This is a genomic window from Vibrio sp. LQ2, from assembly GCF_023920125.1.
GTDB lineage: Bacteria > Pseudomonadota > Gammaproteobacteria > Enterobacterales > Vibrionaceae > Vibrio > Vibrio fluvialis.
The window spans coordinates 3,683,232-3,695,517 of sequence record NZ_CP085308.1 but is presented as its reverse complement, the minus strand read 5'-3'; the positions used below and the strand labels follow the sequence as shown (position 1 = coordinate 3,695,517).

The following is a 12,286-nucleotide window of genomic DNA, read 5'->3' as shown; positions in this document are numbered from 1 at the left end:
CACCGAACCTCAATATTTACGTTTATGGCGTTGGATAATCATAGTCACAATGATACTTTGCGCCTAACAACATTCAAAGAGACGAGAGCATGTATCCAGAATTTTTCGGCCTGATAGAACATCCGTTCTCGATTGTGCCCAATTCTCGGTATTTATATTTAAGTCAACGACATAAAGAAGCGATGGCTCATCTTCAGGCCGGACTGGGCGATGGCGGTGGTTTTGCGATGCTGACTGGCGAAGTGGGCACCGGAAAAACCACGGTCGCCAAGGCGATTCTGTCCGGACTTCCGCCACATACCCGTGCGGGTTTCATTCTCAACCCGACCTTTTCAGAGCGTGAGCTGCTGGAAGCGATCTGTGATGAGTTCGCCATCAAATACCCGCAGCAGGCGACGCTCAAGCAACTGAGTCAGGTGTTGTACCAGTTTCTGCTCAATGAATACGCCAACGGAATTCAGGTGCTGCTGGTGATTGATGAAGCCCAGCATTTGGCGCCGGATGTGCTGGAGCAACTGCGTTTATTAACCAATCTGGAAACGGAAAGTCGCAAGCTGCTTAAAGTGCTCTTGATTGGCCAGCCCGAGCTGCAATACAAACTGCAATTGCCGCAATTGCGACAGCTGGCACAGCGAATCACCGGACGTTACCACTTGCTACCGCTCGATGTCAGCGAAACCGCGCACTACATTCGTTTTCGTCTGCAACAGGCCGGGGGCGACGGTAATCTGTTTTCGGCCCGCAGTGCCAAATGGATTGCGCAGCAGACGCATGGAATTCCACGTTTGATCAATCTGGCGTGTGATGCCGCGCTGAAAGGGGCGTATCAGGCCGGAGAACGTGCCATCAGCCTTGAACGAGTGAAGCAGGCATGCACACAAATCATGAGTTTTCAGTCCACGGTGTATCAGCCTCAGGTGCAGGAAAGGTCTCGACGTTTTCCGCTTGTCGGAGTGATGTCTGCGCTCATCGGGATTGGTTCGGCAGCGGCCATCGCATATTGGTTGCCACCTTATCTCAATCAACAAATTCAGCAACAGTGGCCATTGCCTGCGCCTGTGGAAGCCGCGGAGCAGACGGTGTTCCCGACGACAGTGGAAGACCAGCTCAAAGGTGCGACCGACCGTGAGTTGGCAATGAAGGCGCTGTATGCGGTGTGGGGTTATGATGCCTCGGTGATTGAAAGCTTCTGTCAGCGCTCTGCGTCATCACAATTGGAATGCGAGCAAAATATGGGGAGCTGGCAGGATCTGAAAAAGCTGAATCTGCCGGTGATGTTAACCCTCAACCTGCGAGGGTTGAGAACCTATGCGGTGCTCTATCATCTGCAAGGTGATGAGGTAGAACTGCTGATCAACGATAAACGGGTACGTATCGGCCGCGAGTGGATTGAACCTCTGTGGCAGGGGGAGTATCGGGTAGTATGGCAACCATCGTTCTATCAGACCCTGCGTGCCGGCATGCGCGGTGAAGATATCACGCTGCTGGATAACAAACTGTCTCGCTTGTTGGGCGAACCTGAACGCCATGTCACGGTGTATGACAAAGAGGTTAAACGTAAGGTGGAAGTATTCCAACGTTGGCAGAATATGCAGGTGGACGGCATTGCCGGACGCCAGACACTGCGCCAGTTAGATTTGCTGACTCAGCAGAGCGGACCACGCCTGACGGAGGTGCAGTGATGTCGCAGGTGATGAAAGCGTTGCAACGTTCTGAACTCAGTCATCAGCAATACACCGGGCATGTGATGCCTACCCCACACAGCGCGCAGGCTAGTGCTCAGTCAGCAGGTTTTCGCTGGTATCACGCGTTATGGCTCACGCTGCCGGGCTTGGCCACAGCGGCAGTCATCGGTTATCAGGGATTCCAGCGTCAGCAGCTCGCGATTGCTGAGCAGGCCACTGCGTCGCCTGCGGTCAATCAGGTGGCGGCACCGTTTGAACAATTGGATTACCCCAACTTTGGCCCGCTGATCCGCACGGATGTGGATGTCCCCGTGTTCAATGAGTTCGCCGATGTGTCGGTTGCAGAGCCGGAAGAGGAGCCTGTTGCAGCATCGGCTCAACCTGTGAGGTCTGCTGCTACTGTCGTGACGGCAACGTCTCCATCGAAACCACAAACTCAGGTGGATAAACAGAGCCAGATGGCACTGAGCGAGCTGGATCTCAGTCAGTTGTCTCCAGAAATGGCCGCCAGAGTCGAATCGATTCTCAAAGCGGATGATAGCGAACAACGCAATCAGACAGATTCGCAGGCATCTCAGGCCGTGCCGCTGTTACAACACAGTGATGAGTTTAGTGGCGCGCTGCCGGCGATGAACTTTCAGACGCATGTCTACGCCAGTAATGCGGTCAAGCGCTGGATTAAAGTCAACGGCGTGGAATATCACGAAGGCGACAACATTTTTGATAATGTGCAGCTGGTGGCGATTAAGCCACAAAGTACGATTGTGCGTTTTCGCAATAAGCAGATAGAAATACCGGCACTGTATGATTGGCGGGGATAAAAAAACGGTCACTATTGAGTGACCGTTTTTCTTCAATCAGGATTATGCCCAGCCAGCAGGGTTGCGTTTACGGCGAGGGATAATGTGCGGCAGTACTAAGCCTAACAGCAGGCCACCACCGGCAACACCGCCGCCGTACATGAAGTACTTCAGCAGCAGATCTTCTTTTTGTGTGTCCAGCTTGGCACGCAGTTCACGCACTTCGCTTTGTGAAGCAGTCAACTGCTTGCTGATGTCGCTGTAATTCTTTTCCAGTTCGGCAATCTGTTTGTTGCGTACTTCCAGAGAGTCCACTAAGCCTGCTTTTTCGCTGTCCGCGCTTTGACGTGCATTGGCCAGCTTGCTTTTCACATCCGCCAGCTCTTTTTCCAGTTGAGGCAGGCGCACGGCCATGCTCACATCGCGAGTCACAAATCGACTTTCTACCCAGCCGGTACGGCCACGTTCGTCGACGATTTGGGTGTAGTCCGTGTCTTTATTCGTGTTGATAAGTTTCACTTTCTCACCCGCATCAATACTGCCGATAATGCGATATTGATTGCTTGGACCTGAGTGCATGTAAGTAAACAATTTGTCCGCGATATAGCGGTCTTGTGCAAACGTTGGTGCAGCCAACATGGAGAAAAGCACCATGCAGATCAGTTTTTTCACGGTTAATCCCTTGTTATGACGAGTTTGGCATGAAAAGCCATAGTGTTTGATTGCCAAATAGTAAGAACTTTCCACATGCGGTGCAACAAAGAAGGGAGGCAAAGCCTCCCTTTCTGTGCGTTTGAGTCAATAATGACAAAGCGCTTACACAGTACTGACGTGGCTACTTAGGCGAAAATGCCTTGAATTGCATAATAGAACACCACGGCCAGCAGCGCACCTGCAGGCAGGGTAACAATCCATGAAGCCACGATGTTACGAACTACGCCAAGGTTCAGTGCTGCAATACCACGAGCAAAACCTACGCCCAGTACCGCACCGACCAGAGTCTGAGTGGTCGAGATTGGCAGACCAGTACCTGATGCCAGTACTACCGTCGATGCTGTTGCCAGCTGCGCGGCAAAACCACGGCTCGGAGTCAGTTCGGTGATACCGGTACCGACCGTTGCCATAACTTTGTGGCCCATCGTTGCCAGACCCACGACGATACCGAAACCACCCAGTGGCAGAATCCACCAAGCGATAGAGCTCTTCGCTGCGATTTCACCCAGGTTTTCAACGGTTGATACCACGGCAGACAGAGGGCCGATCGCGTTTGCGACGTCGTTTGAGCCGTGAGCAAATGCCATTGCACACGCTGTGATAACCATCAGAATGCTGAAGATGCTTTCCACACCGGCAAAGCTGTGGTCTTCATCGCGGTTCGCGAATTTTTTCTGAATGTAGATGTAACCACCTACCATCACGATTGCAGAAACAATCGCCGCGCAGATCCAAGCTTCTGAGCTGGTCAGGTGCAGGCCTACGTGTTTCAGACCTTTTTTGATGGTTACCAGAGCGATCACCATGGTGGTGATGAACATGTACACCGGAACAAATCGCTTGGCGTTAATAAGAGGATCTTCGGTATCAAAAATCAGACGCTGCGCGCTGACGAAGATGATGTAGGCGAAGACGCCGGAAATCACTGGAGTGACGATCCAACTGCCTACGATACCTTGAACTGAGCTCCAGTCCACCGCTTCGGTACCCACGGAAACACAGGCAAAACCGATGATAGCACCGATAATAGAGTGGGTTGTTGAGACAGGCCAGCCCATGTAGGAGGCCAGCAGAAGCCAGGTGCCGGCTGCCAGCAGTGCTGACATCATGCCGTAAACCAGAACATCTGGTTGATTGGCAAAAAGAGATGTTTCGATAACACCGTTACGGATTGTTTCGGTTACTTCACCGCCCGCCAGATAGGCGCCCGCAAATTCAAAAATCATCGCGATGATGATCGCTTGTTTCACGGTTAGTGCTTTTGACCCTACGGAGGTGCCCATTGCATTGGCCACGTCGTTCGCGCCAATACCAATTGCCATTAGAAAACCGAAGAGCGCAGCAACAATAATCAGGATAGTGCCGTAGTTCGCAAGGATATCCATCGTAATACCTAGTTGTTTATAACAAGCGGAGCGCATTCGAATCGTGGTTTTTTGACACGAGTAAAGACCATCAGCGAGGTAACATATTCAACGCCTAAACTGTGGTCTTTCGAAATTGTGCTCTTAGTTATTTGGTTAACTTTATGATTTATGAACGAGACAACATGACTTCCAGACGAGCGCCAACGCGCTGAGCCTGGTCGGCAATGCCACCAATCCACTCAAAAATTTTGTACAAGAACATCACATCGATAGGGTTCATGGTAGATTCAATCGCCATCAGTTGTTGGCGCAGGCGAATCTGCATGGCATCGGTGTCATCTTCAATCACATCCAGTTGATGGATCATTTCAGCCACAAGCGTTACTTCACGGCCTTTAAATCCAGTTTCCAATAACTCATCGAGCTCATTGATGACTTTCTGTGCTTGGTTGGCTGCATCTAGGCAACGCTTTACGTAAGCAAGGAAGTTTTCTTGAAGAGGCTCAGGAATAACGAGTTGACGACCGTAAACACGGCCTGCGATGTCTTTCGCAAGGTTGGCAAGTTTATCTTGTTGAGTGAGAAGTTCCAGCATGTCGGTACGATCAACTGGCAAAAACAGACCGCGAGGAAGTTTAAGACGAATTTCACGCTTTAATACATCCGCTTCTTTCTCAAGATGAGAGATCTGCGCGCGAATTTCTGCTGCTTTTTCCCAATCACCTTTGGCACACACTTCAAAGAAGTTAACCAGGTGGGAACAACATTCATTCACACACACAACGTGTCGTTGCAAAGGCTTAATAGGGGACTTTGCAAATAACCCCATGATTGTATTTACTGGCATGGTCATTCAACCTAATAGCTATAACCTAAAAAGAACATACACCATTGTATGGCGAAATGTTGAGCGTTGGCTATAAAGGCGCGCATGTTAACCCATTCATTGGCGCATTTAAACTGTTTTAGATCATCAATCGGGCGATATTTCTTTCTTGCCCCGGTGCCTATTAGGCAATATCCTGTCGCTATCTGCTTCGAAAGGTATAACTATGGAAACCGAGATAGAACTGAAGTTTTTTGTTTCTCCTGAATTTTCAGAGGTTTTACTGAAAAAAATTTCTGAAACCAAAGTACTTCAGCATAGTTGTCGTGAGTTAGGGAACACATATTTTGACTCTCCCGATAACTGGTTACGACAACATGATATTGGACTTCGTATCCGCCGTTTTGATGACGTTTATGTACAGACTGTGAAAACAGCAGGCCGGGTAGTCGCAGGGCTACACCAAAGGCCAGAGTACAATGCAGAACACAATTGCAATGATCCGGATTTATCTCTCCATCCGGCAGACATCTGGCCTGCAGAGCGTGATATCGCGACACTGCAATCTGAGCTGGTTGCTCTGTTCTCTACCAATTTTAACCGTGAGCAATGGCTGATTGGCATGCCAGATGGTAGCCAGGTTGAAGTGGCGTTCGACCAGGGACTTGTCATCGCGGGCGACCGTGAAGACCCGATCTGTGAAGTGGAACTGGAACTGAAATCCGGTCAGACCGACGCGCTGTTTACCCTTGCCCGTCAACTGTGTGAGCAGGGCGGAATGCGACTGGGTAACCTGAGCAAAGCGGCGCGCGGTTATCGCCTCGCCGCGGACTATCTAGGCGATGAAGTGAAGCCTTTGGCGCTGGTTAACACCCAAAAACACGACAGCGTTGAATCCTGCTTTATTAACTCGCTGGAACATGCCTTGTCACATTGGCATTACCACGAGCAAATTTACACCGAACGCGATTCCATCCCTGCGCTGCATGAAATCAGTCATGCCATCAGCTTTATTCGTCAGGTGCTGGCAGTGTATGGTGGTGTGGTGCCACGCCGTGCCAGTGCGATTCTGCGCCAGGAGCTGAAATGGCTTGAAGGTGAACTGACCTGGCTCAAGCAGTATGATTACTTAAGCGAGTTGCTGCAAGACAAAGGTTATGCACTGCGTAAGCTGGATGCGCGCAAGTTTCTGATCAGCGAACTGAAACAGCTGCAGGATGATTTGCCACAACGTGGTGAAATCCTGAAGCTACTCAACTCGGCTCGTTATACCGGCCTGTTGCTCGATTTGAGCCGCTGGATTCTGACCCGAGGCTGGCAGCCGTTCCTGGATGAAAAAGCGCGTGAGAAGATGGCGCTGAATATCCATCATTTCTCCGTTAAGCAACTTGAACGCACGTGGACGGAGTTATTGGAAGTGTTTCCACCGGAGCGTCAGCTCACCAGTCAGGAATACATTGACCAACAGTACCGCCTGATGCGCAGCCTTTATACTGGTATCAGCTTTGCGAGCCTGTACGATGCGGAAGAGCGTCAGGCATTCCGTATGCCGTGGGCCGATCTGTTGCATGGTATTGATGATTTGCTGACGCTAAAACCCGTTGAAGCGATGGTCGAGTGTTTGCAAGGCGAAGAGCAGGAGCAGTTAAAGCGCTGGCTGATTCGTCAGGAAAACTCGATTTTGCACGCGATGGAACAGACCCGTATCATCGGGATTGAAACGCCGCCTTACTGGCGAGAATAATCTGTCTAAACATTAAGGGATGCTCAGGCATCCCTTTCTTTTTCTAGGCCTTCACGCTCTAAATCGATGCGTGCTTCCAACTCTTTGATGCGCAGAATCAGCTCCTGCTGTTGAGTAACGACTTGTTTTATCAGTCGCTCCTGATGCTCTGCTCTGGCAGTTTGACCATGATCGGGGGAGGACAGAAACGACGCGATCAGACCAGAAATCATACCGAACATTCCCACACCACAGACGATCATGATCGAAGCAACGATTTTACCTGCTGTGGTCACCGGATAATGATCGCCGTAACCGACGGTTGAGATCGTTACCAACGCCCACCACAGTGCATCCCCACCATCAGTGATATTGGCGTTGGGATCTTGCACTTCAAAGAACAGCATCATGCTTGATCCGAGCGTCAGCAATACCACTAAGAGCAGCAGAATGGTCGCCAGTGTGGTTTCGCGGCGATTGGCGAGCAACTGGCGCAAAATAGTACGGCCAGAGCGGATCACTAAAATGACGCGCAGAATATGAAAGATGCGTGCAAAGCGCAGCGGTTCGATCATCGGAATGCTGGCGAGAATATCGATCCAGTGGCGTTTCAGAAATTGCACGCGATCTGAGGCTCGGATCAAATCTATGCAGAGTTGCAGAATAAAAATACTACAGATGACGAAATCGAGGCCGATAAGTACCTGTCGAGTTTCGTGTTCTACAGGAACAAACAACAAGCCTGAGATCACAAATAGCGCCATGAAAGACAGGATTAGCGACAATAAGCTCATTGGCTTGGTTTCATCTTTGATATCATCGTTTTTCATACGAAGCTCGAAATAAATAAGTTTGCGGCTTAGCCAGTAAGCGGCAAAAAATAATGAGTGTTTTCAATATAAAAGACTTAGTGGAGAACTGACAATGGCGAGGATGGCTTTTAAACCATGGGAGCGCGTGATCACGGATATCCGACTCGTGCCGAAAATGATCATGCTGATGGTGTTCAGTACCGTCTTGATCATTGGTAAGCAACTGTGGGATGCCGGTACTTTTTACGATTCTCTGCTGGCGGCGACGCAAAATGCTGAAGTCGCACAAAAGCATTACGATGATTATCTGGTGCAGGTGGTGTGGCAAACAGGCCTGATGATCGTGGTATTTGTGGTCCTGCTGCTGTTTGCCGCGCGCATTATGCTTCGTCAGACTCAGTATCTCAGTGAAGCTATTAATCAGATGGCGCGACGTGATTTGTCTGAACCGATTTCCATGGACTGTAAAGATGAATACGGTGATGTAGCGCGCGAGCTGGAAAAGACCCGCCTGCAACTGCAAGAGCTGATTAAAACTCAGGTGAATGCGTCGCAGGAGCTGACCGCGTTGACCGAAGTCATGACCCTGAGTATGTCTGAAACCAAAGAGTCGGCGCAGGAAGAATTCAACGAGATCGACCAACTGGCCACGGCGATGAGCGAAATGTCTTCGACCGTTCAGACAGTTGCCGAACATGCACAGAACGCCTCTTCCTTGACAGAAAACGCCTCGCACCAGGCCGGTACTGGCCAGCAGTTTGTCAAACAGACGATCGGTAAAATGAGCGAGCTGTCGAAAGACATCGCGGCCTCGGCGGAAGCGGTCAACCAGGTTGAAGAGCGCGTCGTCGCTATCGGCAGCGTGGTGGGCACCATTCAAGGTATTTCTGAGCAGACCAACCTGCTGGCACTGAATGCGGCGATTGAAGCAGCGCGTGCTGGCGAAGCGGGTCGCGGCTTTGCCGTGGTGGCTGACGAAGTGCGTAACCTTGCGCAGCGCACCCAAAACGCAACTGTGGAAATCCAGGACATGATTTCACATCTGCAGGCGAGTGCGAATTCTGCCGTGAATCTGATGGAAAAAAGCGTGGTGGAAGCCGCGGATGGGGTTGAGCTGGTCACCAACGCCGGGCGTGAACTGGATGGCATTGTCCAGCAAGTGCAGCAGATCAATGACATGAACTTCCAGATCGCAACAGCGGCAGGTCAGCAGAGCAGCGTTGCTGAAGAGATGAACCAGAATCTGACCAATGTACGTGAGCTGGTAGAAGCATCGGTCACAGTGGTCAGCGAGCTGCTGGAAACCTCCGAAATCATGCAAAGCAACGCGGAAGAGCTGGATCGTAAAATTACCGTATTCAAAGTCTGATTCCCGGTTGAATCCACACTATGAAAGAGCGCCCACAATTGATTTGTGGGCGTTTTTTATTGGTCCAAGTCTGTTATAACTACTCTATTCGTAAAGACAAGGATGCATCATGTCATTGCCGCCAAAACTCGAGGCTCACGCCGATCATCAGTATCAACTTCTTCTTCAGCAACAGCCGGTGATCGCCGACTGGGACAGCGAACATCAACAACAGCTCAAAACTGTGCTCGGTTTCAGTCAGTTTGTTGCGGACACTCTGCAACGTGATGGCATTCTGTGCCGCGATCTGCCAGCTATGCTGGCCACATCGCAGCGCAGTGAAAGCTATCGCCAGCACCTGAGTGCGCTGTTGAGTGAATGTCAGGATGAAACCAGTGGTCAGCGCGTGCTGCGCCAGTTCCGTAACCGTGAAATGGTGTACATTGCGTGGCGTGATTTTCTCGCCGACTGGAGTCTGGATGAGAGCCTGGAGCATCTCTCGCAACTCGCGGAAGCGCTGATTTTTGAAACCTATCAGTGGCAGTATCAGATTTGCTGTCAGGAGTGGGGCACTCCGTGCAACGCACAGGGCGAAGCGCAGCCGATGCTGATTATCGGTATGGGCAAACTTGGTGGCGGTGAACTCAACTTTTCATCCGATATCGATCTGATTTTTACCTATCCGGAGAACGGAGAGACACAAGGTGCTCGCCGCTCGATTGCTAACGCGCAGTTCTTTACCCGCTTAGGTCAGCGCATCATCAAGATGCTCGATCAGCAAACCTTTGACGGCTTCTGCTACCGGGTTGACATGCGCCTGCGTCCATTTGGTGAAAGCGGCCCGCTGGTAATGAGTTATGCCGCTCTGGAAGATTATTACCAAGAGCAGGGACGGGACTGGGAGCGTTACGCGATGATCAAAGCACGCGTAATGGGGCGGGAGATGTATTCGCAGTACCAAGAGCTGCGCCAAATGCTGCGCCCATTTGTGTTCCGCCGCTATATCGATTTCAGCGCCATTCAGTCGCTGCGCCGCATGAAGTCGATGATCACCAGCGAAGTACGCCGCCGCGGTCTGAGCAACAACATTAAGCTGGGCGCCGGCGGCATCCGTGAAATTGAATTTATCGCGCAGGTGTTCCAGTTAATTCGTGGGGGGCGTGAGCCATCACTGCGCCATCGTGGGCTGCTGGAAACCTTACAGGCGATTGGTGAGCTGGATCTGCTTAGCGCGCAAGAAGTTGCGGAGTTGACCGCAGCGTACCGTTTCCTGCGCCGTCTGGAAAACTTACTACAGGCACTGGCCGACAAACAAACTCAGACTCTGCCGGATAAAGCGGATGATCAATTGCGTCTGGCTGTTGCGCTCAACTTCTCGTCCTGGCAGGCGTTGTTGGATGAAGTGCAGCTTCAGATGGGGCGCGTGCACGCCGTGTTTGCCAACCTGATTGGTGATGAAGAGGAAGATGAAGAGGACACCATTGCCGCTCATTTCCATGAGTTGTGGGATATGGCCCATAAACGCGATGTGATTGAGCATATTGTCCAGCACGATCTTTCTCAACAGCAGACGGAAGCGATGGCGAATACGATTATCCGCTTTAAGGACGATCTGGCAAAACGCACCATCGGTCCGCGTGGGCGTGAGGTGCTCAATCGCCTGATGCCGAAAGTGTATCAGGCCATTTTCTCGCATCCTGACGCTGAGTTTGGTTTGTCGCGTGTGTTATCGCTGCTGCACAGCATCGCCACCCGTACCACTTACATGGAGCTGCTTGATGAACATCCGGCGGCGCTGACGCAACTGGTGCGATTGTGTACCGCCAGCCCGATGATTTCTGAGCAACTGGCCCGCTACCCGATTCTGCTTGATGAACTGATTGATCCGCAGCATCTCTACAACCCGATTGCGCTTGATGCGTATAAAACCGAACTGCGCGATTTTCTTGCCCGTATTCCGGAAGATGACATGGAGCAGCAGATGGAAGGGCTGCGTCAGTTCAAACAGATTTGTATTCTGAAAATTGCCGCAGCCGACATTGCGGGCGTGCTGCCAGTGATGAAAGTGAGTGACCACTTAACCTATCTCGCTGAAGCGATTGTTGAAGCGGTGGTGCATCAGGCCTGGCTGCAAGTCAGCGCGAAATATGGCGAACCAACTCACCTCAAAGATCGTGACGGTAAAGGTTTTGCCGTCGTGGGTTACGGTAAAGTCGGGGGCTGGGAGCTGGGCTATAACTCAGATCTCGATATCGTGTTTATTCACGATTGTCCGTTGGACGCCTATACCGATGGGGCAAAAGAAATTGATGGCCGCCAGTTCTATCTGCGTCTCGCACAGCGCGTAATCCATATTTTCTCTACTCGCACCGCGTCCGGTATTTTGTATGAAGTGGACACTCGCTTGCGTCCGTCCGGCGCGTCCGGTTTGTTGGTCAGCCCGATTGATGCGTTTGAAGAGTATCAGCGTCAGGATGCCTGGACGTGGGAACATCAGGCATTGGTGCGCGCTCGCGTTATCTATGGTGATGCTCCGTTGCAACAGGCATTTCTTGCCACGCGCCACGCGATTTTGTCTCTACCGCGTGAAGAGGAAAAACTCAAAAAAGAGGTGGTCGATATGCGCTTGAAAATGCGTGAGCACCTCGGAGGCAAAAAAGCCGGACGTTTTATGCTCAAGCAGGATGTCGGCGGGATTACCGACATTGAATTTTTGGCTCAGTACCTAGTGCTGCGCTACAGTCATGACAAACCTAAGCTGACTCGTTGGTCAGATAACGTGAGAATTTTTGAATCTTTGCTCACCCAAGGTGTCATGGAAGAAGAGCAGGCGATGGCATTGACTCATGCTTACACCAGCATGCGTGATCAAATCCATCATCGTAATCTGCTCAATCAAGAGGCCGATGTCAGCGAGAGTAAATTTGTCGCTGAACGTGAACAGGTAAAACGAGTTTGGCAACAGTGGCTGGGTTGATATCTTTAGCCGCTAAAAGGGCTGTGATACACTC

Annotated in this window: 9 protein-coding genes; 5 read left to right on the top strand and 4 right to left on the bottom strand. The window is 51.1% G+C overall.

Annotation, left to right across the window (positions count from 1 at the left end; translation table 11 throughout):
- Positions 1–89 precede the first annotated feature (89 nt).
- Together LGV68_RS17185 and LGV68_RS17180 are read left to right on the top strand one after the other, a co-directional pair.
- Positions 90–1,682, top strand: coding sequence for an ExeA family protein (locus LGV68_RS17185; protein WP_038129826.1), 1,593 nt, complete (start codon positions 90–92; stop codon positions 1,680–1,682).
- The gene (locus tag LGV68_RS17180; protein ID WP_252535717.1) at positions 1,682–2,506 is read left to right on the top strand and encodes a general secretion pathway protein GspB; all 825 of its coding nucleotides are present in this window, start codon (positions 1,682–1,684) and stop codon (positions 2,504–2,506) included. The genes LGV68_RS17185 and LGV68_RS17180 overlap by 1 nt, the downstream gene beginning before the upstream one ends.
- 42 nt (positions 2,507–2,548) lie before the next feature.
- On the opposite strand, the gene LGV68_RS17175 is transcribed toward LGV68_RS17180, so the two are convergent.
- The 3 genes from LGV68_RS17175 to LGV68_RS17165 form a co-directional block, all read right to left on the bottom strand.
- Positions 2,549–3,157, bottom strand: coding sequence for a TIGR04211 family SH3 domain-containing protein (locus LGV68_RS17175; protein WP_020432350.1), 609 nt, complete (start codon positions 3,155–3,157; stop codon positions 2,549–2,551).
- A gap of 167 nt (positions 3,158–3,324) precedes the next feature.
- Positions 3,325–4,584, bottom strand: a complete 1,260-nt coding sequence (locus tag LGV68_RS17170; RefSeq protein WP_020332182.1) for an inorganic phosphate transporter — start codon at positions 4,582–4,584, stop codon at positions 3,325–3,327.
- A gap of 148 nt (positions 4,585–4,732) precedes the next feature.
- Entirely contained in the window at positions 4,733–5,413 is a 681-nt protein-coding gene (locus LGV68_RS17165; protein WP_020332183.1) for a TIGR00153 family protein, read from the bottom strand.
- Positions 5,414–5,618: 205 nt separating this feature from the next.
- Here LGV68_RS17165 and LGV68_RS17160 point away from each other — a divergent pair, with 205 nt between their 5' ends.
- On the top strand, positions 5,619–7,136 hold the full coding sequence (locus LGV68_RS17160; RefSeq protein WP_202640914.1) for an inorganic triphosphatase: 1,518 nt from the start codon (positions 5,619–5,621) through the stop codon (positions 7,134–7,136).
- A 23-nt stretch (positions 7,137–7,159) separates the two neighbouring features.
- Here LGV68_RS17160 and LGV68_RS17155 read toward each other — a convergent pair whose 3' ends face one another.
- The gene (locus LGV68_RS17155; RefSeq protein ID WP_252535716.1) at positions 7,160–7,945 is read right to left on the bottom strand and encodes a potassium channel family protein; all 786 of its coding nucleotides are present in this window, start codon (positions 7,943–7,945) and stop codon (positions 7,160–7,162) included.
- A 94-nt stretch (positions 7,946–8,039) separates the two neighbouring features.
- Between LGV68_RS17155 and LGV68_RS17150 the strand changes: the two genes are divergently transcribed.
- Both LGV68_RS17150 and glnE read left to right on the top strand, forming a co-directional pair.
- The gene (locus LGV68_RS17150) at positions 8,040–9,296 is read left to right on the top strand and encodes a methyl-accepting chemotaxis protein (RefSeq protein ID WP_047459115.1); all 1,257 of its coding nucleotides are present in this window, start codon (positions 8,040–8,042) and stop codon (positions 9,294–9,296) included.
- Positions 9,297–9,405: 109 nt separating this feature from the next.
- Positions 9,406–12,252 (top strand): bifunctional [glutamate--ammonia ligase]-adenylyl-L-tyrosine phosphorylase/[glutamate--ammonia-ligase] adenylyltransferase, encoded by a 2,847-nt coding sequence (gene glnE / locus LGV68_RS17145; RefSeq protein WP_143683497.1) that lies wholly within the window; start codon positions 9,406–9,408, stop codon positions 12,250–12,252.
- Positions 12,253–12,286 lie beyond the last annotated feature (34 nt).